A 26,313-nucleotide genomic window follows, 5' to 3' on the forward strand; every position below is an offset into this window, starting at 1 on the left:
ATCGGGCGGGCGGCGCCGCGGCGGGCGCGGGCGGCACCGGAGGGGGGCTTCCCGTGCCATACTCCCGCGGGAGGCCATGACGTGAACGCACCCGCCCGCAAGCTCTCCTTCACCTACGCCGAGTACCTCGAGCAGGAGCGGGCGAGCCCGACAAAGCACGAGTACCTCGGCGGCGAGATCTTCGACATGGCCGGCGGCACGCCGGAGCACGCGCGGCTCGCGGCGCGGGTGACCGTGGCGCTCGGCGCGCAGCTGGCGCGGCGCCCCTGTGACGTGTTCTCGTCCGACCTCCGCGTGCGCGTCCTCGCGACGGGCCTCGCGACGTACCCGGACGTGAGCGTCGTCTGCGGCAAGCTGGCGCATGCTCCCGAAGACGAGCACGCGGTCGTCAACCCGCTGGTGCTGGTCGAGGTGCTGTCGGACTCCACCGAGGCGTACGATCGGGGGGAGAAGTTCGCGCACTACCGCCGCATCCCCTCGCTGAAGGAGTACGTCCTCGTCTCTCAGGCGCACCCGCGGATCGAGGTCTTCCGGCGCAACGAGGACAACACCTGGACGCTCTACGAGGCCGGGCCCGGCGAGCGCGCGAGGCTCGCGTCGATCGACGGCGTGCTCGACGTCGACGAGGTCTATCGCGGGGCGCTCGAGACCTCCGCTGCGGGCTGAGGGGCCGACGGTCCACGGAGCCCCGATGCGCGACGTCCGGATGCGAGGTTTCCGAGAGCAGACGACGGTCGAGCGGGCGCTCGAGGTGCTCGGGCAGCGGATCCGGCGGCTCGGCGACGAGCCGGTGCCGATCGCCCGGGCGGCGGGGCGGGTCACGGCCGAGCGCGTGCTCGCCCGGGCGAGCGTGCCGCACTTCGCGCGCGCGGCGATGGACGGGTACGCGCTCGCCGGCGGGGCGACCTGCGGCGCGGCCGCCGGCGCGCCGGTCGAGCTCGCGCTCGTGGGCGCGTCGTTCCCCGGGCGCCCTCACGCGGGGGCGATCCGCCCGGGGGAGGCCGTGCGGATCACGACCGGCGCTCCGGTGCCCGACGGGGCGGACGCGGTGCTCATGGCGGAGCACGCGGAGGAGGCGGCGGGCCCGGACGGGGCGGCGGTGGTGCGGGTGCGCGCGCCCGTGCCGGCGGGCAAGCACGTCGCGTCGATCGGCGAGGACGTGATGGAGGGCGCGGAGGTCGTGCCGGCCGGGCGCCGGCTGCGGCCGCAGGACGTCGGCGTGCTCGCGTCGACCGGGGTCGCCGAGGTGCGCGCGGTGCGGAGGCCGTCGGTGCGGATCCTGATCACGGGCGACGAGCTCCTGCCTCCGGGGAGCGCGCCGAGCGGGGCGTGCATCGTCGACGCGAACAGCCTGGTGCTGTCGGCGCTCGCGCGCCGCGACGGCGTCGAGGACGTGGAGGTCGCGTATGTCCCCGACCAGCGCGAGGCGGTCCGGAGCGCCCTCGCGGCGGCCGGCGAGGACGTGGTGCTGGTCTCGGGCGGGTCGTCGGTCGGCTCGGAGGACCATGCGCCGCTCGTGCTCGCGGAGCTGGGCGAGGTGGCGGTCCACGGCGTCGCGATGCGCCCGGCGAAGCCCGCGGGGTTCGGGTTTCTGGCGGGTGAGCGGCCGGTGTTCCTGCTGCCGGGAAACCCGGTGTCGTGCCTGTGCGCCTACGAGTTCTTCGCGGGCCCCTCGCTCCGCGCCCTGGGCGGCCTGCCGCGCGCGTGGCCGCACCGGCGGCGGCGGTGCGTGGTGGCGCGCGAGATCGCCTCGCTGCCGGGGCGCGTCGATTACGTGCGGGTGCGCGTCGAGGGAGACCAGGTGTTTCCGATCGCGACGAGCGGCGCGTCGATCCTGTCGTCGACCACGCGCGCGGACGGCGTGGTCCTCGTGCGCGCCGAGGACGCGGCGGTGGCAGAGGGCGCCGAGGTCGAGGTGCTGCTCTACGACGCGTGAGGCGAGGCGGGACCGCGCTTGGTGCCGCCGCAGAACGGCAGTAGCCTCGGGCAAAGACCCATGAACCTTCGCTTTTCCCCCTTCCTGCGGCTCGTCCTCATCGCCGCAGGCTGCCTGGCGAGCTGCGGCGACGGCGAGCGCGATTCGACGCCCGGAGGCTCCGCCTCGGGCGGGGGCGCCGGCGGGGGCGGCGCGGGCCTCGGCGGCGGCGGCAGCGCGGGAGCTGCGCCCCCCGGATCCACCGGCGTGGGCGGCGGCGCGACCGCGAGCGGCACGACCGCGAGCGGCACGACCGCGAGCGGCACGACCGCGAGCGGCGCGACCTCCGGCGGCGGCGGCGCGGAGGCCGTCGCGCCGGGGATCCTCAAGCGCGCCGAGGGCAAGCTCGCCGAGTCGGGCCTCACCGTGGTGTCGTATGGCGGTTACCTCAACGGCGAATCGTTCCAGCAAGACGCGATCGTCTCCTTCGGCGGTTACCAGTACACGGCCTTCTGGAACACGAATCGCAATGTCGTCCTCGCGCGACGGCAGCTGCCGGCCCGCCCCGGAGGGGCCGCCGGGGAATGGCAGAAGTTCGACTTCAAGGACTACCGGCTCAGCGCCGACGACGCCCACAACACCATCTCTCTCGGGATCGCGCCCGGCGACGGCACGCTCCACCTCGCCTTCGATCACCACGGCAGCACGCTGCACTATCGCCGCTCGGTCACCGGCCTCCTGACCGACCCGGAGGGCACCGCCTGGGCCGCCGCGAGCTTCGGCGCCGTCTCGAGCGCGCTCGTCGGCTCGACCACCGTGACCCTCGTCACCTACCCGCGGTTCGTCACCGAGCCCGGCGGCGACAAGCTCCTCTTGAGCGCCCGGATCGGCGAGAGCGGCAGCGGCGACGAGCACCTGTGGGAATACGACACGACGGCGCACGCCTGGAGCGCGCTCGGCGAGTACATCGAGGGCACGGACGCCAGCATCAACGCCTACCTGCACGGGCTCGCGTACACGCGCGGCGGCTCGCGCCTCCACGCGGCCTGGTGCTGGCGGGACACGCCGAACGCGACCACGAACCACGATCTCCTCTACGTCTACAGCGACGATCACGGGCGCACCTGGCACAACAATGCAGGGGAAAAGGTCGCGACCACCGGCGCCTCCTTCGTCACGCGGAGCACGAAGGGCCTGTCCGTGTGGGCCATCGGCCAGAACCGAGGGCTCATCAACCAGGAGCACATGACCGTCGACGAGAGCGGCCGGGTCCACGTGCTGCTCTCGCACCTGCCCGACGCCGCGGCCGACGACGCGAACTTCACGAACGCGCGGGCGCGCAGCGAGTTCTTCCACTACGTCCGGGATCCGGAGGGAACCTGGACGCGCCACGGCCTCGGCCTGCGCGCGATCGAGAACTTCCGGGGAAAGCTCGCGATCTCCTCCACCGAGAACGTCTACGCGATCCTCCCCGATCTGCGGATCGCCGGCGCCTCGCCGAGCGACGGCTATGCGACCTGGACGCTCCTCGACGCCTCCGACGCTGGCCGGTTCTTCTCCGATCCCCTGATCGACGCCGCCCGGCTCGAGGCCTCGGACGAGCTCACCGTGTACTATCCCGAGCGGGGATCCGTGAACATCTGGGGCCTCGAGTACTCCCTGAAGTGAGCCGCGCGAACAGCGCTCCTCCCCGCTGAGCGCGCGCCTGTCCGGGCCGAATGCCGCCCGGACCGCGGCGATGACCCGTGCGCGGGCACGCTCGGTGCTCGCCCTGACGCGCGGTCTTGCCGGTGGCGAGGGCGTGCACTGCCGCGGCCTCCGCGGCGGCAAGGGACGCGCGCGCCGCGAGCCCCGGCGCGCTCCCGCCACGAGGAGCGTTACCAATGAACCCCGACGCGTTCGTCAAGCGCGGATTCGCATTCATCGTTGGAGGAATGGTCGCGGTCTCCGCGTATTATCAGGCCTCCGGGGTCGCTCAGCTCATCGCCCATCAGATCGCGCGGGACGGCGCCCCTCCCGCTTTCCCGGAGAGCGCGCCCGCCCCGGCGCCGCCCGCCGAGGACCGCGCGACGAGCGCGGCGCCCATCCTGGAGCGCAATCCGTTCGACTCCACGACAGGGCCGCTCGTGCCTCGGCCGAGCGCGGCGATCGCCGGCCAGGCGGATCTCTCCCAGCGCGATCCCTACCTGGCGCCGCCGTGCGATACGGGCCGCGTCGTGCTCATCGCGGTGTCCGAGGACCCGGAATGGTCGTTCGCCGCCGTCGAGGCAGAGGGCGGACGCACGGCGCTCGGGCGGCGCGGGGGGGAGATCGGCGGCCGGAAGGTCGAGCACATCGCCTGGGATCGGGTGTGGATGACGTCGGGCGGCACGCGTTGCCAGATGCAGCTCGGCAAGAAGAGCGACAATGACGGCAAGAAGGCGGCCGAGCCGCAGCCCAGGGCGCCGGATCCGCCCCGCGCGCCCCCCTCGCGCGCGTCCGGCAGGAGCGACGTCCCGCCCGAGATCGCCTCGCGCATGAAGCGCGTGAGCGACACCGAGATCGACATCGATCGATCGGCCGCCGAGAAGATCTTCGAGCAGCCCGAGATCGTGACGACCACCTCGGCGGCGATCCCGGAGATGCGGGACAACCAGGTGGTCGGGCTGAAGATGATGATCAAGCCGGGCTCGGTGCTCGAGTCGTTCGGGCTGCAGAGCGGCGATCTCGTGAAGTCGATCAACAGCATCGACCTCACCGACCCACAGAAGGCGATGATGGCCTACGCGCGCATGCGCTCCGACAAGAGCCTGTCCGTCGTCGTCGAGCGCGACGGCCGCCCGGTGAGGCTCAGGGTCAACATCCGCTGACGCGAGCCGCCCCCCGCGGCCCGGGCGGGCCGCGGCGCTCCATTCTGCCGCGGAGGGCGCGAGCGGCGACGGCCGGCCTCGAGGCTCGCCGCGGCATGGCGGTCGCTTGACGACGGCGCCGCGGCGGGAGGCTAGGCGGGCCAGGGCAAGGCTGCTCTACTCGGCGCGACGAGACGCGACGTGCCAGCACCATCCTTGACATCCAGGCGATCGCTCCCGACTCCGTCACCCCTGCTCGCGGTCGCGTTGCTCCTCGGCGGCTGCGGCGCGGAGCCGGAGGACTCCTCCGCTGCGGCGCTGCGCCTGCGCTTTCCGGAGCACGCGGACGCCGTGCTGTCGGCGCGCGAGGCGTTCACCCCGACGCCAGGCGGGTTCCGGCTGGCGGCGACCGAGCCCGGCGGGGCCTGGATGCGGGCTGCGCGGCCGGAGGTGGAGCTGCCGAGGGACGGGAGCGACGCGATCCGGTTCCGGCTCGCGAACGGCGGCGAGATCCGGGTGAGGGAGCTCGGCGCCGAGGGCCAGGGCGCGATCGCGGAGCGCGCGGTGAGCTACCGGCGCGCGGGCGGGACGTCGTTCTGGACGGCGACCGACGGGGGCGTGGAGGCGTGGCTGCTCCTCGAGGAGGGGGTCGCGCGCGACGGCGAGGTGGTGGCGGCGTGGGAGGTGGAGGGGGCGCTGCTGCGCGAGCGCGGCGCGGCGGTGGAGCTGGTGGACGAGGCGCGCGGCGCGCCGGTGCTGCGCGTGACGGCGCCGCGCGCGTACGCGGCCTCGGGGCGCGCCGTGGCCGTGGCGCTGCGGGCGCGGGGGGCGCGCGTCGAGCTGTCGATCGACGCGGGCGACGCGGGCGACGCGGGCGGGGAGGCGGTGCTCGTCGATCCGGCCTGGGAGCCGGCCGGCAGCATGAGCGCCGATCGCACGTACCACACCACGACGCAGCTGCCCGGAGGTCAGGTCCTCCTGGTGGGGGGACGGGTCCGCGTCGGCACGATGCTTACCAGCAGCGCGGAGCTGTACGATCCGGAGAGCGGCAGCTGGTCCCTCGCCGCGCCGATGAGCAGAGAGCGCGTCTTCCACGTCGCTGAGCTGCTCTCGAACGGCAAGGTCCTGGTGGCGGGTGGAAACGGATATGCCGACTCGATGTCCGCGCAGAGCGCGGAGCTGTACGATCCCGCGGCCAACAGCTGGTCCCCCGCGGCGCCCATGGTCACGCCGCGCGCCTACGCCACCGCGACGCGGCTGCCGAACGGCGAGGTCCTGGTGGCGAGCGGGCATCCGGACGTGTTCGAGGAGACCGCGGAGCTGTACGATCCGGTGCTCGACACCTGGACCCTCACGGCGCCGATGACCATCCCGCGTTACTCCCACACGGGGACGGCGCTGAAGAGCGGCGAGGTCCTGGTGATGGGCGGATACGGCTGGCCCGGCTCGGCCGATGACATCGAGATCCCGCTCGACAGCGCGGAGCTGTACGATCCGGCCTCCGGCACCTGGAAGCTCGCGGCGCGCATGAACTCGGCGCGCGTCGCGCACACCGCGACGCTGCTCTCGGACGGCAAGGTCCTGGTGGCGGGCGGCTTGGGCGCCGACGCCGGGGAAGACGCGGAGGTGTACGATCCGGTGACCGACACCTGGACGCCCACGGGCCCGATGAGCATCCCGCGTGTCCTCCACAGCGCGACGCTTTTGCCGAGCGGCAAGGTGCTGATCGCGGGCGGAATCGACGGCAGCTCCGGCAAGAGCACGGATGTGTACGACCCGGCGACAAACCTCTGGTCCCCGGGCCCGCCCATGACCGAGGGGCACCAGGCCCACACCGGGGCGTCGTTGCCGAACGGTCAGGTGCTCATCGCGGGCGGCTCCTCGGAGTACTCCGAGCGGTACACGAGCGTCGGCGCCGCGTGCGCGTCGGACGCCGATTGCGCGCTCGCCGTCTGCGTGGACGGCGTTTGCTGCGACTCGGCCTGCACCGAGCCGTGCCATACGTGCGCCCTGGCCTCGGCTCTCGGCAGCTGCGTGCCGCAGCCGAAGGGGTCGGATCTCCGCGACGAGTGTGCGCACCAGGGCTGTGACGGTGCGTGCGATGGCTTCGGCGCCTGCGCCGCCGTGCCGAGGGAGGCCGAGTGCGCTCCGGCGGAATGCACCGACGGTACGCACAGCCGCATGCCCATCCTCTGCCCCGCGGACGGCGCCGCCTGCCCGGACTCGACCCGCCAGGCGAGGGCGGTGGAGGACTGCGCGCCATACAGCTGCGACTTCCGGGACGGCAAGTGCAAGGAGCGCTGCAGCTCGCCGCTGGACTGCGCGCCGGGCTTCGCGTGCAGCTTCGGCAACCGATGCATCCGCCCTGCGCCCGCCGCGAGCCGCGGCTGCGGCGCCGCGAACGGCGCGGCGGTCGCGTCCGGAGGCGGCCTGGTCGCGCTGCTCCTCGCGCTGCTCGCGGCAGCGCAGCGGAGATCGCGGGGCTCGCGGGCGGGACGGGCGGCGGCGGCGGAGGGCGCATGATCCGCCCGCGCTGCGCTCTCCAGGGGATCCATCGGGGCGCCCCTCGCCTGCTCTCGGTCCTCTCGCTCCTCTGCGGCTGCAGCGCCGAGCCGGAGCCTCCTGCGTCCGCCGCCCTGAGCCGCTTGTTCCCGGAGCATGCCGCCGCGGTGCTCGCAGGGCCCGCGGCGTTCGTGCGCGACGCGGAGGGGTATCGCCTGGACGCGGCGGAGGAGCCGCGCGGGAGCGCCCCCCGGCTCCACGTCGTGCTCCCCCGCACCGGCAGCGAGCCCATCCGGTTTCGCACGCCCGCGGGCATCGAGGTGAGGGTGCGGGAGCAAGGCGCCGCGGGGGAGGCCGTGGCGCTCGAGCGGGCCGTGGCCTACCGGCGCGCGGGCGGGACGTCCTTCTGGACCGCGACCGAGCGCGGCGCGGAGGAGTGGCTCCTGCTCGAGGAGGGCGTCGCGCACGGCGACGAGCCGGTGGCGGCGTGGCAGGTGGAGGGAGCGACGCCGCGGCCGCGCGGGGCGCTGGTCGAGCTCGTGGGAGAGCTGGGCGGGGCGCCCCTCCTGCGGGTCAGCGCGCCGCGCGCGTACGCGGCCTCGGGGCGGCCCGTGCCCGTGGCGCTCCGCGTGCGGGGATCGCGCATTGAGCTCTTGGTCGACGCCGGCGGCGAGGCGGTGCTCGCCGACCCGGTGTGGGAGCCGGCCGGCTCGATGAGCGCCAAGCGCGTTCGGCACACCGCGACGCTGCTGCCGAGCGGCAAGGTCCTTGTGGTCGGCGGTCGGAGCCCGGGGACCTACCTTGCCAGCGCGGAGCTGTACGACGACCCTGACGTCTGGCTCAGCACGACTCCGATGGACCGCCCGCGAGCCTTCCATACCGCGACGCTGCTGCCGAGCGGCAAGGTCCTCGTGGTGGGCGGCAGCGAAGGGTTCGAAGCCCCCCCGATACCCGCGGACAGGGCCGCGGAGCTGTACGATGTCGCGACCGAGACGTGGACGTACACGGCTCCGGTGAAGGTGACGCGCGCCGGTCATACGGCGACGTTGCTGCGGAATGGCAAGGTCCTGGTGGCGGGAGGCGTCCGCGAGGGCGAGCCTGTCGAGCGCGCAGAGCTGTACGATCCGGAGAAGGACACGTGGACGCTCGCGGGCTCGATGCAGATCCCGCGCGATGAGCACTCCGCGACGCTGCTGCCGAGCGGTCGCGTCCTGATCGCGGGAGGGGGCCTCGACGGCCGCCCCATCGCGCGGGTGGAGCTGTACGATCCGGAGGAGGGCACGTTCACCTTGACGGGCGCGATGCAGTTCGCGCGCCTCGGTCACGCCACGGCGCTGCTGCCGAGCGGCGAGGTGCTGGTCGCCGGCGGCGCCAACCGCGATGGCGCGCTCGACGTCGCGGAGCGGTACGACCCGGAGACCGGCGCCTGGACCGTCACGTCCACCATGCGTTCGGCGCGCCGCGGTCCTGCCGCGGCGCTGCTGTCGAGCGGCAAGGTCCTGGTGACGGGCGGCGGCATCGGCGCCAAACGGCTCTACAGCGCCGAGCTGTACGACCCGGAGACCGACACCTGGACCTTCTCGACCGGGATGAAGTACGCGCGCTATCAGCACACCGCGACGCTGCTCCCGGGCGGTCCGCTCCTGGTGGTGGGGGGCATGGACGGGCTCTTGCCCGCCCTCGCGAGCGCCGAACGGTTCGTCCCCATCCTGGGCGACGCGTGCACGGCGGATGCGCACTGCCCCGACGGCGGCTTCTGCGTGGACGGGATCTGCTGCGACGCGCCCTGCCCCTGCGGAGAATGCAGCCCGGAGGGCCAGTGCCTCTCTCCAGGCAGCCGGGCGAAGGCCGGCATGATCTGCGCGCCGGCCGGATGCGCCGACGCGACCCGCAGCCTCGCGCCGGCGCTGTGCTCTCCCGCGTCCGCCGCCTGTCCGGAGCAGGAGGTCGTCGACTGCATCGCTTACGGCTGCGATCCGGAGCGCGGCGCTTGCAGGACGGGCTGCAGCTCGATCGACGACTGCGCGACCGGCTTCGTTTGCAACCTCCGGGGCCATTGCGTCCGACCGCCGCCGGCGCCGAGCGCCGGTTCGGGCTGCCGCGCCGCGCCGGGCTCGCCGCCCTGCGGCGCGGCGCGCGGCCTCGGGCTCCTGCTCGCCGTGCTCGGCGCTGCGCGCTGGCGGCGGCGCGCGGCCGCCCTCCCGCTGGCAGGGCTCGCCGCCGCCCTCCTCGTTCCCCGAGGGAAACCCACATGAAAGAGGAGCTGCTCCTGATGTCCCCGTCCGGCTCGTTCGAGCGCGCCCTTCCGCGCTTCACCCCGCTGCTCTGGGCCGCCGCATGCCTCTCCGGCTGCAGCGCCGAGGTGGATCCGCCTGCGTCCGCCGCCGCCTTGCGCCTCCAGTTCCCGGACCAGTCCGCGGCCGTGCTGTCGGCGCGCGAGGCGTTCGTCGGCGACGGGGAGGGGTTTCACCTGGGCTCGGCGGAGGTGAGCGGGAGACCGGCGCGGCCGCACGTGGTGCTGCCCCGGGAGGGCAGCGAGCCGATCCGGTTCCGCACGCCGGCGGGGGTCGAGGTGCGGGTGCGAGAGCTCGGCGCCGCGGGGGAGGGCACAGCGGTGGAGCAGGCCGTGGCCTACCGGCGGAGCGGGGGGACGTCGTACTGGTCCGCGACCGAGCGCGGCGTGGAGGAGTGGCTGCTGCTCGACGAGGGCGTCGCGCGTGCGGGCGAGGTGGTGGCGGCGTGGGAGGTGGAGGGGGCCCTGCTGCGCGAGCGCGGCGCGGCGGTGGAGCTCCTGGACGAGCAGGGCGGGGCGCCGGTGCTGCGCGTGACGGCGCCGCGCGCCTATGCGGTGACGGGGCGGCCCGTGACCGTGGCGCTCCGGGTGCGGGGGGCGCGCATCGAGCTGTCGGCGGACGCGGGCGGCGAGGCGGCGCTCGTGGATCCCGCGTGGGAGCCGGCGGGGCGAAAGAACGTCAAGTTCAGGCGACATCACACCGCGACGCTGTTGCAGAGCGGCAAGCTCCTGGTGGCGGGCGGTAGCAGCTTGCCCGAGGCTCTCGCCAGCGCGGAGCTGTACGACCCGACAGACGACACCTGGAGCCTCGTCGGCCAGATGCTCGCAGCGCGCTACCGCCACACCGCGACGCTGCTGGCGAGCGGCGAGGTCCTCGTGCTCGGGGGGCAGCGCAGCCTCTCCGGGGCCGTGCCCGTCGACACCGTGGAGCTCTACGACCCGAAGGTCGGCACCTGGAAGTCCAGAGCATCCATGGCCACGTCACGGAACGAGCACACCGCGACGCTGCTCTCGAGCGGCAAGGTCCTCGTGGCGGGCGGAGCGGTGGGAACCAGCACGCTCGCCAGCGTGGAGCTGTACGACCCGATGACCGACACGTGGACCTCCGCGGCTTCGATGAACGACGCTCGCGAAGGCCACGCTGCGGTGCGCCTGGGGTCGAGCGGCGGGGTCCTCGTGGCGGGAGGGGTGGAGTTCACCCATGAGCTCAGGAGCGCGGAGCTGTACGACCCGGAGACCAACACCTGGACGCCCACGGGGTCGCTGCCCGGAGGCAGTCGTTTCTCCTGGGCCCCCATCGTCATGGCGCCGCTGCCGAGCGGCGAGGTCCTGGCCGTGGGCACTCTGGGAGCGGCGCGATACAACCCGGAGACCGGCACCTGGTCCCCCACGGGCCCGATGATCGGACTGCGCAACTCGCCCAGCGCGACGACGTTGCATAACGGCATGGTCCTGGTCGCGGGTGAGCCCTTCTTCTCGAACAGCGGGTCCTTCAGGAGCGTGGAGCTGTACGACTTGGAGGCCGGCACCTGGACCGAGACGACACCCACGAACGGTTTGCACGACGACCACTCCGCGACACGGCTGCTGAGCGGCGATGTGCTGCTGGTCGGCGACTCCGAGTACCCAGAGCGGTATTCGATCTTCGGACTCAAGTGTGCGTCGGACGCCGAGTGCGGGCTCGGCGCGTGCGTCGACGGCGTCTGCTGCGAATCGCGGTGCTCCGAGCCCTGTCACACGTGCGCCATGCCCTCGTCGCTCGGCCGCTGTGTCCTCCAGCCGAAGGGCTCGGATGCTCGCGGCGAATGTGCGCGCGAGGGCTGTGATGGATCGTGCGACGGGCTCGGCGCCTGCTTCGCCGTGCCGAAGGACGGCGTGTGCGCCCCGGCGCAGTGCCGCGACGAGACGCACAGCGCGGCGCAGGTCCTCTGCCCCGCCGATGGAGCCAGCTGCGCGGGCTCGAGCAGCGAGGGCCAGGAGGTCCTGGACTGCGGGCCCTACCATTGCGATCAGGCCAGCGGTGCCTGCAAGGTCGAGTGCAGCTCGCCGCAGGACTGCGCGCCGGGCCATGTCTGCGACTTTTTGGGCCATTGCGTGCTCCCTCCGCCCGCCGCGAGCCCGGGTTGTGACGCCGGGCCAGCCACCGCGGCGGCGAGCGCCTCCAGGGCGGGCCTGGGCGCCGCGCTCCTTGCGCTCCTCGCCGTCGCGCAGCGGAGAGCTTCGGTCTTTCGAGGCCAATTCACACGGCGGCGGGGGGGCTCCTGATGTCACCGTTCGGCTTGCTCAGGTGCGCTCTGCCGCGCTCCACCCTGCTGCTCTGGGCCGCCGCATGCCTCTCCGGCTGCAGCGCCGAGCCGGAGTCACCGTCCGCCGCCGGCCTGCGCCGCCGGTTCCCGGACCAGTCCGCGGCCGTGCTCGAGGCGCGCGAGGCGTTCGCCGGCGACGAGGAGGGGTTTCATCTGGGCTCGGCGGAGGTGAACGGGAGACCGGCGCGGCCGTACGTGGTGCTGCCCCGGGAGGGCAGCGAGCCGATCCGGTTCCGTACGCCGGCAGGGGTCGAGGTGCGGGTGCGAGAGCTCGGGGCCGCGGGGGAGGGCATACCGGTGGAGCAGGCCGTGGCCTACCGGCGGAGCGGGGGGACGTCGTTCTGGTCGGCGACCGAGCGCGGCGTGGAGGAGTGGCTGCTGCTCGACGAGGGCGTCGCGCGCGGCGGCGAGGCGGTGGCGGCGTGGGAGGTGGAGGGCGCGACGCTCCGCGAGCGCGGCGAGGCGGTGGAGCTCGTCGAGGCGGGGAGGGGGACGGCGGTGCTGCGCGTCTCGGCGCCGCGGGCCTATGCGGCGTCGGGGCGGCCTGTGGCCACGGCGCTCAGGGCGCGGGGCTCGCGCATCGAGCTGTCGGCGGACGCGGGCGGCGAGGCGGTGCTCGTCGACCCGGCGTGGGTGCTGACCCATGGCGCGATGAACGTCGCGCGGAAAGGTCATACCGCGACGCTGTTGCCGAGCGGCCTCGTCCTCGTGGCGGGCGGGTGGGACGACGACTCCATCCACGAGAGGATCGCCACGTTCGACAGCGCGGAGCTGTACGACCCGGCGGCCGACTCCTGGAGCTTCACAGGGAGCATGAAGCACGCGCGCGGCGGGCACACGGCGACGCTGCTCCCGAGCGGCGAGGTCCTCGTCGTGGGCGGTGCGGTGGCGAATTTCCAGGAGGCGGACATCGTCCTCGACACCGCGGAGCTGTATCATCCGGAGACTGGCGCATGGACCGACGCGGCGACGATGCTCCTCGCCCGCATCGCGCACACGGCGACGCTGCTCCGGAGCGGTAAGGTCCTCGTGGCGGGCGGGGGCCAGAACAGCTTCTTTACCGAGAGCGTGGAGCTGTACGACCCCGAGTCCAACCAGTGGGAGTCCACGGTTCCGATGGGCGACCCGCGCGCCGGGCACAAGGCGACGCTGCTCTCGAACGGCAAGGTCCTCGTGGCGGGCGGACATTACATTCCCGGCGCGCTCGCCACCGCGGAGCTGTACGACCCCGAGGTCGATCGATGGGAGTTCACGGCTCCGATGAACCACGCGCGCGGTGCTACCACGATGACGTTGCTGCCGAATGGAGAGGTCCTGGTGGCGGGCGGCCGGCATCCTGACGGCACCTGTGTCGCGAGCGCGGAGCGATACGAGCCGGGGGCCGGGAGCTGGACGCTCACGAGCCCGATGAACCGCGGGCGGACGGCCTACACCGCGTCGCTGCTACCCGACGGCACGGTCCTCTTCGCGGGCGGATTGACCGACAGCTATTTCTACCTGAGCAGCGCGGAGCGGTACGACCCGGCGGTCGATACCTGGGCCGTCACGACCTCCATGAGCTCCCCGCGCGCTGGGCACACCGCCACGCTGTTGTCGAGCGGCGAGGTGCTGGTGGCAGGGGGGAGTTACTCCGACATCACGCTCGCCGAGACCGAGCGGTTCGGCCTGGCCCGAGGGGAGGCGTGCACCGCGACGACCGCTTGCTTGTCCCCCGACATCTGCGTCGACGGCACCTGCTGTGACGTGCCCTGTCCCTGCGGCACCTGCGGCGCCCTGGGGACCGAGGGGCGCTGCGGCGAGGCAGGCAGCGCGGCGAAGGCCGGCTCGATCTGCGCGCCTTCCAGGTGCGACGGCGACCTCAGCATCTTCGAGGCGGTGCGGTGCACGCCTGCGTCCTCCGCGTGTCCCACGCAGGTGAGCGTGCCCTGCGTCGCCTATCGATGCGATCCGCAGCGCGGCGCCTGCAGACAGAGCTGCGCCTCGATCGACGACTGCGCGCCGGGCCACGTCTGCAACCTGCGCGGCCACTGCGTCCCGGCGCCGCCCGCGCCGGACGCCGCGTCCGGCTGCAGCGCCGGGCCGGGCCGAGCCGCCCCCGTCGCGGCGTGCTCCGCCGGTGCGCTGCTCCTCGCGCTCGGCGTCGCGCGCCGCCGGCGACGCCGCGCCGCCGGCGCGCTCGGCACCCTCGTCGCGCTCGCCGCCGCCTTCGGCGCGGAGGCCGCCGCGCTCGCCCAGCCGGCCGCGGCGCCGGCCTCCCCCGCGCCGCCCGCGGTGTCGCCGCCCGCCGCCGCGGCCCCGGCGCCGCCGCCCGCCGCGGCTCCGGCGTCGCCGCCCGCCATCGCGCTGCCTTCGGACGCCGCCGAGCCTCCGCCCGCCGCGAACCCCGTCGCCGAGGCGCGCGCCCACTTCGAGCGCGGCCTCGATCTGTACCGCCAGGGCGCCTGGGAGCCCGCGCTCGCCGAGTTCCTCGCGTCGCGGCAGGACTATCCGACCTGGAGCGCCACCTCGAGCGCGGCGCTGTGCCTCCAGCAGCTCCGCCGCTACGACGAGGCGCTCGCGCTCTTCGAGACCCTGCTCGCCGACTTCGCGCAGCGGCTGCCGCCGGAGACCAGGAACGCCGCGCAGCAGGCCGTCGTGCGGCTGCGCGGGCTGGTCGGCACCGTCGACGTCGCCGACGCCGAGATCGGCGCCTCGATCATGGTCGACGGCCAGCACCGCGGCGACTATCCGCTGCCCGCCCCGCTGCGCGTCGGCGCGGGCAGCCACGTGATCCGCGTCTACAAGGACGGCTTCGAGCCGTTCGAGACCCGCGTCGACGTCGCCGGAGGGCAGGTGGTCCGCATCCTGTCGCGCCTCCAGAAGCTCGTCGAGTCGGGGCGCCTGCGCGTCACCGAGCGGAACGGCAAGGCGCTCGACGTGCTCGTCGACGGCTACACCGTCGGCAAGACGCCGTGGGAGGGGCCGCTCTCGCCCGGCCAGCACACGGTGGTGCTGCGCGGCTCGGGCGACCTCGGGACCATCCCCGCCTCGGTGATCATCCGGCTCAAGCAGACGACGCCCCTCGCCCTCCGCGCCGAGGAGCTGAGCGCGACGCTCCGGATCGAGCCCACGCCGGTGTGCGCGAGCGTCACCGTCGACGGCGTGGCGCTCGGCAGCGGCATCTGGGAGGGGCGCCTGAGCCCCGGCCGGCACCGGATCGAGGTCGCCGCGGGCGGCTTCGTCACCGCGCGGCGCGAGGCGGTCCTCGCCCGCGGCGCGCGCAAGGTCGTCCCCGTGCCGCTGGAGCGCGTGGAGCTCGGGCGCTCTCCGGGGCGGTTCCTCGTCGAGCTCGACGTGGGCCCGGCGTTCCTGCCGTCGTTCGGCGGCGCCGCCGCGGTCCAGTGCAGCGGGTCGTGCTCGCTGGGCGTCGGCGCAGGCGGCCTCGGCGCGGTCCACGCCGGCTACGAGCTCTGGTCCGGCTTCGGCTTCGGCGTGACGACCGGCTACCTCCAGGTGCACCAGACGGTGGCCGCCCGGCGCATGTCGCTGGAGATCCAGGACCCCCTGCCGGACAGCTCCGGCGAGGCCGACGACGCCCTCGCGCTCCGCGGCTTCCTGGCGGGCGGCTGGGCCGGCCTGTCGCTCGGCGACCGCCACCGCTTCTCGGTCCGGCTCGGCGCCGGCGCCCTGCTCGGCACCGTGCGCGACGAGCGCACCGGCACGTTCACCTCCAGCAGCGGCATGGAATTCCACCTCGATCCCACGGTGGCGCAGGACCCCGCCAGGTTCTTCGTGATGACGCCGGAGGTGCGCGGCGGCCTGCGCCTCGGGGATCACCTCGAGGTGACGGCCGGCCTCGCGGCGGCGGTCCTGGTCCGGCTGAACGAGCCCGTGTGGACGAACCCCCCGGAGGGCGCCTACGGCCGGATCGACCCCGGTCGCGGGTACTTTGCCAGGTTCGAGCAAGAGTCGCTCGCCGGCACGGTGATGGTCGTGATCGCGCCCAAGATCGGGATGCGCTACACGTTCTGACGTGGCGTGGGGGGGCCGGCCTGCCTGGTCCAACCCGTCCTGTGGGAGCGCAACAATCCGGCGTGGTAGCACGGATGCCCTGGGCTGGCGGGCCGAGGTAGCATCGCGATTGAGGCCCCGCCTACATCTTCTAGAATAAAGCTTTCTTGTGGACGGCAAGACCTTGAGCGGACGGTACACCCTGGTCCGCCTCCTCGGCCGAGGAGGGATGGGGGCTGTCTACGAGGCCGACGACGCGGAGCAGGGGCGCCGCGTGGCCGTGAAGGTCATGAACGGCGAGATCGTCCACAGCCGATCCGCGCTGGAGCGGTTCGAGCGCGAGGCGAGGGCCTCGAGCGCCATCCAGACCGAGCACATCGTCCGCGTGCTCGACACGGGCGTGGACCGCGAGACGGGCTCGCCGTTCCTGGTGATGGAGCGGCTCCGCGGCGAAGATCTCGCGCAGCTCCTCTCGCGCCTCGGCCCGCTGCCCCCGCGGGTCGCGCTCCGGATCGTGGCGCAGGCCTGCGTCGGCCTGCAGACGGCGCACGACGCCGGCGTCGTCCACCGCGACATCAAGCCCGCCAACCTGTTCCTCGCCCAGCGCGAGGAGGGCGCCGGGCTCGTCGTGAAGCTGCTCGATTTCGGCATCGCCAAGATCAAGCCGGCCCACGAGCCGCGCCGGGACACGACGGGGCTCACCCGGTCCGGGAGCATGCTCGGGACGCCCCGCTACATGTCCCCGGAGCAGGCGCGGGGCATCAAGGACATCGATCATCGGACCGACATCTGGGCGCTCGGGATCGTCCTTTACCACGCGCTCGCGGGGCGCACGCCGACCGAGGACGTCGAGGCCTTCGGCGATCTCATCGCCACCCTGGTCGCCGACCTGCCGGCGCCGGTCCAGGACTTCGCGCCGTGGGTCGCGCCCGAGATCGCCGCGGTCGTCGACGGCGCGCTCCAGTACCAGCCCGTCGCCCGGTACCCGTGCGCCTCGGTGATGCTCGACGCGATCCGGCCGCTCCTCGGGGACGACCCGCTCTCGCTCGACGAGGGCATGCTGGTCCCGCTCTCGCCGTCGGAGCGCCAGATCGTGGCGCCGAGGCTCGAGGTCCGGGCGAGCCCGCGCGTGCACCGCCGGGGCAGCGTCGCGGGCGTGGCGGCGGGGAGCGCCGCGAAGCGCTGGCGGGACCAGTCGACCGACTGCGCGACGGTGCCCGCGCTCGAGGCGGACGAGACGCCGCGGGTGAGCCAGGAGGCGCCGGCGCCGCAGCGCCCCCGGAGCAAGGCGCACGTGGCCATCGCCGCGCTGCTCGTGGCGGGCCTCGGCTGGGGCGTGACGCACCGCGCGGGCGCCCCGGCGGGCGCCGCGATGACCGGCATGCACCTCGTCTCCCGCGAGCTCTCGAGGGCGCTCTCCGCCGTCCAGCGCGCGGCGCCCCCGGCGGCCCTGCCGACGCCCGTCCAGCACCGGGTCGAGCTGGCGATCATCCCCGCGGACGCCTCGGTCGAGGTCGACGGGGTGCCCGCGCCCGTGAAGGACGGCACGGTCGAGCTCACGGGCGAGCTCGGGAGCAGCTGCAAGGTGCGCGTCTTCAAGGGCAGCTCCGAGATCGAGCGCGAGGTCGTCATCACCGAGGCGGGCTCGCTCCCCTCGAAGCTGCAGCTGCCGCTGCCCCGGAAGCGCGCTCCGGAGAGGAGGCCCCGGTCTGCGGCGGCGAGCTCGTCCCCTGCCGCCGCGCCCTCCGGCGCGCCGAGCGCCGCGCACTCCAGGGCTGCGGGCGCCGCGCCGAGCGCCGCGCCCGCCGTCCCGATCGCGCACGACCCGCTCATGCCCCCGCGCTTCATCGAGTAGCCATCGCCCTCGTCCGGCCGAGCGGCGCGCCTCCGGTCTTGCGGCGCCCCTGGCGCGACGGCGGCATGCGTCGCCGCGGCGGGCGCCTGCGCGATCGGGCGAACCTCGGTCGATCGGCGCTGTCTACCCCGGAGCTCGTCGGCGGCGTCGCCGGGAGCGGCGTGACACAACGGATGCGGCGCTGGCCCGTCTTACCGAGCACCCGCTCGGTCCGCGGGGAGGGAGAAGAGCATGGGCGAACTCGGGATGGTGTGGGCAAGGCGCGCGCTCCTCGGCGGCGCGCTGCTGCTTTGGCTCTCGGCGGGAGGGCTCGCGTGCAGCAACAGGGAGGTATCCGAGTCCGCAGCGCCCTCGAGGGGGTCTCCGGCATCGGCGCCGGGGGAGGCGACGGACGTGATGCTCGGGGCGCCGGCGGCCGGGGCCAGGCGCCAGGCGCCGCTGGCGACCGCCGCGCCCGGGGACGGCGCGAAGGCCGGGAAGGGGTTCGCCGGCGCCGGCGGCCTGCCGGCGCCCGCCGCCGCGCCCCCCGCCGCGGCGGCGAGCGAGGGCGCGGCCCCCGAGGCGGCCCTCGACCCGAACGGCCGCTTCGCCACCACGTACCGCCCCGGCGGCGGCCACCTCGCGGCGTTCGAGTCGGCCGTCGCGCGCGGCATCGTCCCGGCCGGCGAGCGCGAGCTCGTGAGCGACGTCGGCGCCCGGTACGCGCCCGCGATCGACGTCCCGAAGGGCGTGACCCTCGCCCTGCGCACCGACCTCGAGCGGGCGAAGGTCCCGCCGGGCGGCGGCCCGGTGCACGTGCGCGTCGCGCTCCGCTCCACGGCGCAGGCGCCCGCGGCGCGGCCGCACCTGTCGGTGCACCTCGTGCTCGACGTGAGCGGCTCGATGAGCGGCGAGCCGATGGCGCGGGCGCGCGACGCGGCGCAGGCGCTCGTCGACAAGCTCGACGCGAACGACGACTTCTCGCTGGTCACCTTCTCGAGCGACGCCGCGGTGAGGATCCCCGACGGCCCCGTCGGGGCCCGGCGGGCGGCGATCAAGGCCGCGATCGCGGGCATCACCGAGGGCGGCGGCACAAACATCGGCCGCGGCCTGGAGCTCGGCTACGCGCAGGCCGCCCAGCCGGGCATCCCCGACGGCGCCGTGAAGGTCGTGCTGCTGCTCTCCGACGGGCGCGCGAACGCCGGGATCACGAGCTCGGAGCGGCTCTCGAGGCTCGCGCTCGACGCCTTCCAGGCCGGCGTCCAGACGAGCACGTTCGGGCTCGGCGCCGACTACGACGGCGCGCTGATGAGCGGCATCGCGAGCGACGGGGCCGGCGGGTACTACTACCTGCGCGATCCGGATCAGATCGCCCCGGCGCTCGCGACGGAGCTCGACAAGCGGCTCGATCCGGTGGCGACGGCGGTCGAGCTCCGGGTGCGGTTGAAGCCGGACGTGAAGCTGCTCCAGGTCTACGGGTCGCGCCGGCTGAGCGACGCCGAGGCGGCGCGCGTGCGGGCGATCGAGGTGGCGGCGGACGCGCAGGCGGCGCGGCGCGATCGCATCGCGAGGGACCGCGAGGACGACGCCGAGGGCGGGATGCGGTTCTTCATCCCGGCGTTCTCGCGCGACGACGGCCACGCGCTGCTCCTCAAGCTCGGCCTGCCCGCCGGCGCGGAGGCGCGGACCGTCGCGTCCATCGAGCTCAAGTACAAGGACCGGGTGACCAAGAAGAACGTCGTCGACGAGGCGCCGCTCAAGGTCGCGTACGCGACCGGCGACGCCGACAGCGCCGCGAGCGTCGATCCGTCGGTCGGCAGGACGATCCAGGGCTTCGCCGCCGGCGAGACGCTGGCCGAGGCCGCCCGGCGGATCGCGCTCGGCGAGCGCGCCCGCGCCGTCGCGTTGCTCACCGAGCGGGAGGGCATCCTGCGCGCCGCGGCCGGCGCGCTCGGCGAGCCGCTGTTCCTGAAGGACGCGGATCGCCTCGCGCGCCTCCGCAGCCACGCGGGCGCCGCGGACGGCCTGGGCGACCCGCTCGTGCTCGCGATGCTCCTCGAGACCGCCTCGCGGTCGCACCTCCGCTGAGGCGCATGACCATGGCCACGATGCCCCGAGCGCGGCGAGCCGCCGGCACCCCCGAGGCGCGGACATGACCCAGACCTTCCCTCTCCGGCGCGATCGCGCGGCGCAGCACGTCGACGTGCCGCCGGGCGGCGAGATCGTCCTTCGCGGCAAGCTGGTGTGCTCGACCGACGCGTCGGTCGTCGACGCGGCGACGACGACCTGGCCCGCGGGGGCGCCCGGCGGCGCCTCGGTCGACAGCGGCGGGCTTGTCGACTTCGCGCAGGGCGGCTTCCACGTGACGAGCCGCGACCCGGCGACCCACGAGGTCCACGCCATCGCGACGGGCGAGCCGGCGCCCGCGTGCGCGCTCGCGGGCGTGGAGGCGCCGTGCCTGCCGCTCCGGCTCCTGCCGCTCGCGCGCGCGCGGCTCCAGACGGCGCAGGAGCTGACCAGCTGCCTGCATGGAGGCATCACCGTCGAGGTGCCGGACGCCGTGATTCCGCCCGTCGCGCCCGCGGCCGTTCCTTATGTGCAGGGCGCGGCCGTGCTTGTCGGCGTCGGTGCGCTCGCCGCGATCGGGTGGGCGGTGCAGCGCCGGCGCGCGCGCTCGCCGCTCGGGCAGCTGATCGGGCTCGCGAACCGCACGCGGGCCAAGCTGAAGGCGGCCGATCCGGTCGTGGCCGCGCCGCTCCTGCCCGCCGTGGACGCCGCGCTGGGCGCGCTGAAGCGGCGGCGCGTGGACGCCGCCTCGGCCGAGGGCAAGCGGGTCGCGGAGGCGCTGCGGCGGGTGGAGATGCGCCTCGACGCGTCGGCGCTGGAGGCGCGCGCCGATCGGGAGCAGCAGGCGGCGGACGAGATGGTCCGCGAGATCGAGAGCGCGCTCGAGGCGGTCGACGAGGTGGGGGGCGCGCGGCGCGGGCGGGCGTGAGGCGCGCCGAGAGCGCATCCGGGTGAGCTGGCGCGTCCACGCGGGAGATGGGGGGCACCCGTCTCCTGGTGGACGTGGTTCCAGCAAAAGATGGGTGGCACCCGTCTCGCGGTGGACGTGCCTCCAGCAAAAGATGGGTGGCACCCGCCTCGCGGTGGACGTGCCTCCAGGACTCCCCTGGTGCCGCGGAGCGATCGGCATGAAGGTTAACGATTTCAACCGGTTCGGGCCGATGCTCGACTGCGCTAGCTTCCGGTGTGGCCCAACGCGGGCCCAACCGGCCGCTTCCGGGCGCTTCAAGGTCCGCCTCGAGGGGCTCGGCATCGTCGCAGGCGGCCGGCGCCTGGCCGGGCAGCGCGGAGGCAGCTTCGTTCACCGCTCGTGCTTCCGGTGCCGCGCCCACGGGGCCGTCTGCGCCTGCCGAGCCTCCCTTGTCCCTCAGCTCGGGGATCGCCTCCTCCAAGGGGGCAAAGTCGCGCAAGCCGAGCTCCGCGACCTTGCGCGCGGCGCGCTTGTAGTGGTGGATCTGGCCGCTCGACCTATGCCCGGTTCGGTCGGAGATCCACGTCTCCGTGCGGCCGTTCGCGAGCTTGATGGTGATGAAGGTTGCGCGTGTGTCGTGCAGGCGGATGTTCAGCCTTGAATCCGTGGTCTCGAACAGCTCAGGCCGAGTAATTCCCGCGCGTCGAAGGTGGTCTCTGAAGCGTGCCGCCCCGTTCTGCCCCGGCAAAGAGTTGCTGCCCCATTTTCCCACGAAGACCCGTACCTTGTCCGAGCAGACCTCGCGCCACTTCCGGAGTGCGCGTACCACGTCGGGTGAGAGCGCCCAAGCCCGGGGATCGTCGGTCTTGTTCTCGTCGAGAACCACTGCGCCGCGTTCGAGATCGACGTCCGACCATTCCAGCTGTCCGGCCTCTTCGGCTCGCATTCCCTCGCGAATGAGGAAGCCGTAATAGATCCGAAAGCATAAGGGGACCGACGTGCTCTCCATGAGACGCTGATCCTCGTCAGGGTACAAGCATCCTTTTGCTTTGTCGGCGTCTGCCTTAGGGGCCCAGCCGCGCGGCAGGGGGTTGCTGCCGATGAGGCGCGCCGGATATGCTGCCAGCGCCAGGATGCGGTGAATGAAGCCCGCAATATTTCGACGCGATCCAGTACCCAGATGCGTTGGCAGCAGGGACATCGCACGGTCCGCATGATCGAGCGTGAGGCGCACGAGAGGAACAGGGGGGCGGCGAATCGACTTCACATGATCCGGGTACTGCTCGGCCAACTTTCCCGAAACAACCCGGATTGAGCGCGCGCACCGTGGCCCGCTGGCGCGCTGAGGCCGGCGGCGAGGACGGCCGCGCCGGACCGCGGCACGCCCCGGTGCACAAGCTGACCGAGGCCGAGCGCCGGCACATCGTCGAGACGGCCAACAGCCCCGAGTTCCGCAACCTCTCGCCCAAGCAGATCGTGCCACGCCTGGCCGACCGCGGCGTGTATCTGGCTTCGGAGTCGAGCTTCTACCGCATCCTGCGCGAGCAGGGGCTGCTGGCGCACCGCAATCCGGCTCGACCGGCAACCGCTCATCGCCCTCGCGAGCTCGTCGCCAGAAGGCCGAATCAGGTGTGGTGCTGGGACATCACCTACCTGAAGGTAGCCGCTCCGCTGACCGCGTCTTTCCCCTGGCCAGATTCGGTTGCACGCTACGCGACGCCAGATGAGGGCCGTGCCCTCGCCGAGCGAAGAGGAGCGAGCGATGCCAGGAAGCAGGGAGCTGGTACAGCTGCGTGCAGAGCTGTCGAGGTATCGAGAGCAGAAGAGCCGTGGGAAATTCCCGAGCGAGCTGCGGGAGCGAGCCGAGGCCTACGCCAAGGCGCGCTCCCGCTCGGGGGCAACACCGACCGAGATCGCCACGGAGCTCGGTGTCCACAAGATGACTGCCGACCGATGGGTGGCTGACGGTGAGCGCGCAGACGAGGGTGCGTCGCCAAGAGCCCCCAAGGCGGCTCAGCAGATTCCGTTCCTACCCGTCGTGGTGCGCCCGGAGCGCCGCGAGGCGCCGCCTTTGCGGCTCAACGTCGCGTTTGCCGACGGGACGCGGATGCAGGTATGTGGGATAGGCGCGCGCGAGCTCGTGGAAGCGCTCGAAGCGTTGCGGAGGGGACGGTGACCCCCGCGACTATAGCCGTCTATCTGGCGGTCGGTCCAGTGGACTTGCGTGGTGCGTTCGACCGGCTCGCCGCGATCACCCGGCAAGTGCTGTGCCTGGACCCGGCCAGCGGCGCGCTGTTCTTGTTCCTCAACAGGAGGCGTAACCGGCTCAAAGCCCTTTGGTGGGATCGCAATGGATACACGATCTTGTATAAGCGTCTCTCGAAGGGTGCATTTGCTCTGCCTTCGTTCACCGAGGCCGACGGCAGGTGTATCGAGCTGTCAGCACAGGACTTCGCGCAGCTGCTCGCCGGTCTGCCTGTAGAAGAGCTGGCAAGCCGCCGCCGGCTGGTCCACTGAGGCGTCTGCGCCGGCGCTCGTTCACCGCGCTGCCGGCGCCAGCGCGGCCCGATGGCGGCCGGCGCAGCCGGATGCGGAGATGGAGCAGGGCGCGCGCTGCATCGCGCCCGAAGACCTCGCGAGAGCGCGCCGCCGATGGCGCACCATGGCGGCCCTGCATTCCCGCCTTCGACGAGAAATTCTCATCGAAAACAGCGAATTTCGCTGCATAAGGTACTTGTCAAGAGCAAGCGCAGGGGGCATCCATGGCGCGCCTTGACCTCGACGACACGCCCCGGTGAGACCGCGCTGCCGCAGTCGACGGAGGCAGAGCGCCTTGACGGCGCGGCGCTCGTGCTCGGCTATCTCCAGGCCAGGGGACAAGGACAGGGGAGCCCCGCCGGCCCCGCGTCGGTGGTCGACGCGCTGCTCCGGCGGGTGCAGGAGCTCGAGGCGAGGCTGGCCGAGCTCTCGACGGCGGAGCAGCAGGCCCAAGAGCTCGCTCGCACCGTCGCGTCGCTCAAGGCGTACAATCAACAGCTGCAGGAGACGATTCGGACCCTGGAGATCGGATTCCGGCGCCACGTCTCCGAGCAGGTCTCGCCTGACCAGCTGCGGCTTTCGCTGGCCGGAGAGCCAGATGCCTGTCCGGCTCCGACTTCGTCGCAGGCCGAGAGCGTCGACGCCGCGCCCGAAGTGGACCCGGGCGAGGCCAGCGGCCCGCCGCCGGGCTCCGCGAGCCCACCGGAGCACGCGGGGACGGCAGAATCCTCCTCCGGCTCCGATCCCGGAGGTGGCAAGCCAGTCAAGCGCCACGAGCACGGGCGCCGCCGCATCGGTGTCATTCCGAGGGTGATCATCGAGTCGCTGCCGCAGGAGGTGCTGCTCAAAGGCCTCGAGCGCTTCGAGCGTGTGGGCGCCGAAGACAGCTCGAGCATCGGCTACCGGCGTGGCGGCCTCCTCGAGCTCGTCACGCGTCGCCTCAAGTACGTGGCCAAGGCGGAGGCACCGGCGGCGAGCAGCGCAGCTGAAGAGGCGCCGGCTCCTTCGCCAGCCGCCGGGCCGGCCTTGAATCACGAGCGCGGCGAGCCGCTCGTCGTGCGGGAGCACGAGCTCCTGGGGATCCCCGCGGACACGTCCTTCAAGCAAAGCCCCTTCGTCGACGGCGTCCTTGTACGCTACACGCCCGAGTCGGACGCTGCGGAGGACAGCGGACCGGTGAAGATCGCGTCGCTGCCGGAGCGCCCGATCGACAGGTGCCTTGCCGATCCGAGCCTCTTGGCCCACCTGTTCGTCCACAAGCTCGACTACCACACGCCCTACTACCGGCAAGAGGTGGAGTCGGATCGCCACGGCTTCCGCATCGGCCGCGGCAACATGACCCGCTGGCAGTACGATTGTGGTGGCATCGCGATGCGCATCGCCGATGCTATCTGGAGCGACGCGCTCTCGAGGTCGTGGTTCGCCATGGATGCGACGGGCACCGCCATCCGGGCCAAGGACAAGCACCGCTATGGGCATGTCTTCGTCCTGGTCGCGCCGGGCGATGGGGTGCTGTTCCGCTATACACCGACGTACGACGGGCCCACCGTCGCGAAGCTCTTCGGCGGCTACCAGGGGACGCTCGTCGCCGACGCCTCGGCCAACCACAACGTGCTGTTCGGGCCGGGCAAGGCGCGTGAGGCCGGCTGCTGGAGCCATGCACGAAGGCGCTTCTTCAAGGCGTTCAAGGCCGGGGCGGGCAAGGAGGCGGCGTTCGCGCTCCAGACCCTCCAGGCGCTCTTCCGCGTCGAGCAGGAATGCGCCCTGTGCAGCCCGGACGAGCGCCTCGAGATCCGGCAGCGCAAGTCCGCACCGCTGATTGAGAAGCTCTTCGCCTGGGTCGAGGCGCAGCGGCAGGTCGTCCCCGAGCATTCGCCGTTGCGCGAAGGGCTGGTCTATCTGCACAACCAGAGGGAGGCGCTCTGCGAGTTCCTCTCCAACGGGGAGATCCCCATCCACAACAATGCCTCCGAGAGGGCTCTGCGCCGCGTCGTCAAGGGACGGCGCAACTGGCTCTTCCACGGCAGCGACGAGCACGCTGTCCGGTCTTGTGCCATCACGTCGCTCATCGCGACTTGCCAGATGCACGGGTTCGACCCCGAGCTCTACTTGCAGGAGATCCTGACCGTGGCTCCGAGCTATCCGCTCAGTCGCATCCTCGACCTGAGTCCCAAGAACTGGGTCGCGACGCGACAACGCCTCATCGCCGAAGGGCGGCTCAAGTACCTGGACCTGGCTCGGATCACCGGCTCGCGGCTCGCCTTCCGCGACCGCTGATCGCGCCGCGTCGCCCGCAGCCGCCGCGCCCACAGCGCTCGTCGCGTCCGGAGCGGTCGAGGCCGGCGCGCGTCCTTTCCGCGCCGAGGTGCGTCGGCTCGTCGAGCCGGTGCTGTCGTCGCTTCGCCCGGCCGCCGTCGAGCTCGTCGTGGCGGGGCGCCTCCGGGTCGCTTCGCTTTGGCGCTGCTTGTCCGCGCCTCGGGTCGGCCGCCGTCCGCCCTCCTGCTCCGCGGACGGCTGGGCGGCGCTCTTGCGGCGCCCCACGCCTGCGGGCTCGGCTGCTCCCGCGCGCTCTTCCTGGCCGGCCGCGCGACGCGGGCGCCCCTTCGCGCGGGCGGGGACGTCCTCGCGGCCTTGCCACGCGACATGCGGCGCGGACAGCTTCAGCACCGCCGTCATCAGGCTCGGGACTTCGACGCCTGCGTCCCCGCTCCGTCGCTCCGTCATCGCACCGCGACTCTACGCACGGGGCCGCCTTCCACAAGCTCGCTTCAGAACGCGCTCTGCGGAGCGGCTACTCTCCTACGACAGCCGCTACGCCGACCTGCTCTTCGAGGTCGTCACCCGTCGCTACGACGCGCAGAAGCCGCTGCTGCTCAGCACGAACAAGGCATTCGCCGACTGGGGCCAGGTCTTCCCGCACGCCGCGTGCGTCGTCACGCTCGTCGACCGGCTCGTCCACCGCGCCGAGGTGATCGAGATCGAGGCCGAGAGCTACCGGCTCAAGGAAGCCAAGGAGCTGAGCGCCACCCGCACCAAGCAGCGGCGCAGCAAGAAGCACTGAGCGGCCTCTTCACCGGTGAACTTCACCGGCATCGGGCGCGGACTTCACCGGTGAACTTCACCGGCATCC

At 73.2% G+C, this 26,313-nt stretch carries 15 protein-coding genes and 2 pseudogenes; 16 read left to right on the forward strand and 1 reads right to left on the reverse strand.

Features of this window, described 5'->3' with window-relative positions; genetic code table 11:
- Positions 1-81 precede the first annotated feature (81 nt).
- The 11 genes from NQZ70_RS52760 to NQZ70_RS52810 all read left to right on the forward strand — a co-directional run bounded on the left by NQZ70_RS52760 (position 82) and on the right by NQZ70_RS52810 (position 20,663).
- Positions 82-666, forward strand: a complete 585-nt coding sequence (locus NQZ70_RS52760; protein ID WP_129580996.1) for a Uma2 family endonuclease — start codon at positions 82-84, stop codon at positions 664-666.
- Between the two features lie 40 nt (positions 667-706).
- Complete coding sequence (glp, locus tag NQZ70_RS52765) at positions 707-1,936, forward strand: gephyrin-like molybdotransferase Glp (RefSeq protein ID WP_237244873.1); 1,230 nt, start codon at positions 707-709, stop codon at positions 1,934-1,936.
- A 60-nt stretch (positions 1,937-1,996) separates the two neighbouring features.
- A complete protein-coding gene (locus NQZ70_RS52770) occupies positions 1,997-3,583 on the forward strand; it encodes a BNR repeat-containing protein (protein ID WP_129580998.1) in 1,587 nt (528 codons plus the stop codon).
- Positions 3,584-3,798: 215 nt separating this feature from the next.
- On the forward strand, positions 3,799-4,764 hold the full coding sequence (gspC, locus tag NQZ70_RS52775) for a type II secretion system protein GspC (protein WP_129580999.1): 966 nt from the start codon (positions 3,799-3,801) through the stop codon (positions 4,762-4,764).
- A 195-nt stretch (positions 4,765-4,959) separates the two neighbouring features.
- Positions 4,960-7,266: a kelch repeat-containing protein gene (locus NQZ70_RS52780; RefSeq protein ID WP_129581000.1), complete on the forward strand. Its 2,307-nt coding sequence runs from the start codon at positions 4,960-4,962 to the stop codon at positions 7,264-7,266.
- On the forward strand, positions 7,263-9,500 hold the full coding sequence (locus NQZ70_RS52785; protein WP_165374608.1) for a kelch repeat-containing protein: 2,238 nt from the start codon (positions 7,263-7,265) through the stop codon (positions 9,498-9,500). The genes NQZ70_RS52780 and NQZ70_RS52785 overlap by 4 nt, the downstream gene beginning before the upstream one ends.
- On the forward strand, positions 9,497-11,803 hold the full coding sequence (locus tag NQZ70_RS52790) for a kelch repeat-containing protein (RefSeq protein WP_129581002.1): 2,307 nt from the start codon (positions 9,497-9,499) through the stop codon (positions 11,801-11,803). Before NQZ70_RS52785 ends, NQZ70_RS52790 begins: the two co-directional genes overlap by 4 nt.
- 14 nt (positions 11,804-11,817) lie before the next feature.
- Positions 11,818-15,855 (forward strand): kelch repeat-containing protein, encoded by a 4,038-nt coding sequence (locus tag NQZ70_RS52795; RefSeq protein ID WP_129581003.1) that lies wholly within the window; start codon positions 11,818-11,820, stop codon positions 15,853-15,855.
- Positions 15,856-16,003: 148 nt separating this feature from the next.
- Complete coding sequence (locus NQZ70_RS52800; RefSeq protein ID WP_129581004.1) at positions 16,004-17,689, forward strand: serine/threonine-protein kinase; 1,686 nt, start codon at positions 16,004-16,006, stop codon at positions 17,687-17,689.
- 231 nt (positions 17,690-17,920) lie between these two features.
- Positions 17,921-19,756: a VWA domain-containing protein gene (locus NQZ70_RS52805; protein ID WP_272827412.1), complete on the forward strand. Its 1,836-nt coding sequence runs from the start codon at positions 17,921-17,923 to the stop codon at positions 19,754-19,756.
- Positions 19,757-19,820: 64 nt separating this feature from the next.
- Positions 19,821-20,663 carry a hypothetical protein gene (locus NQZ70_RS52810; protein ID WP_129581005.1) on the forward strand — a complete coding sequence of 281 codons (843 nt, stop codon included), beginning with the start codon at positions 19,821-19,823 and terminating at the stop codon, positions 20,661-20,663.
- A 514-nt stretch (positions 20,664-21,177) separates the two neighbouring features.
- Here the strand turns inward: NQZ70_RS52810 and NQZ70_RS52815 are convergent.
- A pseudogene (locus NQZ70_RS52815) lies at positions 21,178-21,846 on the reverse strand (tyrosine-type recombinase/integrase); the annotation flags it as partial.
- 125 nt (positions 21,847-21,971) lie between these two features.
- Here NQZ70_RS52815 and NQZ70_RS53690 point away from each other — a divergent pair.
- From NQZ70_RS53690 to NQZ70_RS52835, 5 genes and pseudogenes are all read left to right on the forward strand, one after another.
- Positions 21,972-22,124 (forward strand): annotated as a pseudogene (locus NQZ70_RS53690) (IS3 family transposase); the annotation flags it as partial.
- 283 nt (positions 22,125-22,407) lie between these two features.
- On the forward strand, positions 22,408-22,821 hold the full coding sequence (locus NQZ70_RS52820; RefSeq protein WP_129572567.1) for a helix-turn-helix domain-containing protein: 414 nt from the start codon (positions 22,408-22,410) through the stop codon (positions 22,819-22,821).
- On the forward strand, positions 22,818-23,162 hold the full coding sequence (tnpB, locus tag NQZ70_RS52825; protein WP_165373740.1) for an IS66 family insertion sequence element accessory protein TnpB: 345 nt from the start codon (positions 22,818-22,820) through the stop codon (positions 23,160-23,162). Before NQZ70_RS52820 ends, tnpB begins: the two co-directional genes overlap by 4 nt.
- 255 nt (positions 23,163-23,417) lie before the next feature.
- On the forward strand, positions 23,418-25,460 hold the full coding sequence (gene tnpC, locus NQZ70_RS52830) for an IS66 family transposase (protein WP_165373741.1): 2,043 nt from the start codon (positions 23,418-23,420) through the stop codon (positions 25,458-25,460).
- Between the two features lie 88 nt (positions 25,461-25,548).
- Positions 25,549-26,244, forward strand: coding sequence for an ATP-binding protein (locus NQZ70_RS52835; RefSeq protein WP_237244875.1), 696 nt, complete (start codon positions 25,549-25,551; stop codon positions 26,242-26,244).
- Positions 26,245-26,313: the final 69 nt, after the last annotated feature.

It is taken from the genome of Sorangium sp. So ce836 (assembly GCF_028553905.1).
GTDB classification, from domain to species: Bacteria; Myxococcota_A; Polyangia; order Polyangiales; family Polyangiaceae; genus Sorangium; species Sorangium cellulosum_D.

Bases quoted from the DNA above. Each gene is read 5' to 3' on its own strand.
- glp (WP_237244873.1), top strand. From the start codon at position 707: ATGCGAGGTTTCCGAGAGCAGACGACGGTCGAGCGGGCGCTCGAGGTG.
- NQZ70_RS52770 (WP_129580998.1), top strand. From the start codon at position 1,997: ATGAACCTTCGCTTTTCCCCCTTCCTGCGGCTCGTCCTCATCGCCGCA.
- NQZ70_RS52785 (WP_165374608.1), top strand. From the start codon at position 7,263: ATGATCCGCCCGCGCTGCGCTCTCCAGGGGATCCATCGGGGCGCCCCT.
- NQZ70_RS52820 (WP_129572567.1), top strand. From the start codon at position 22,408: ATGCCAGGAAGCAGGGAGCTGGTACAGCTGCGTGCAGAGCTGTCGAGG.
- NQZ70_RS52805 (WP_272827412.1), top strand. From the start codon at position 17,921: ATGGGCGAACTCGGGATGGTGTGGGCAAGGCGCGCGCTCCTCGGCGGC.
- NQZ70_RS52810 (WP_129581005.1), top strand. From the start codon at position 19,821: ATGACCCAGACCTTCCCTCTCCGGCGCGATCGCGCGGCGCAGCACGTC.
- NQZ70_RS52790 (WP_129581002.1), top strand. From the start codon at position 9,497: ATGAAAGAGGAGCTGCTCCTGATGTCCCCGTCCGGCTCGTTCGAGCGC.
- gspC (WP_129580999.1), top strand. From the start codon at position 3,799: ATGAACCCCGACGCGTTCGTCAAGCGCGGATTCGCATTCATCGTTGGA.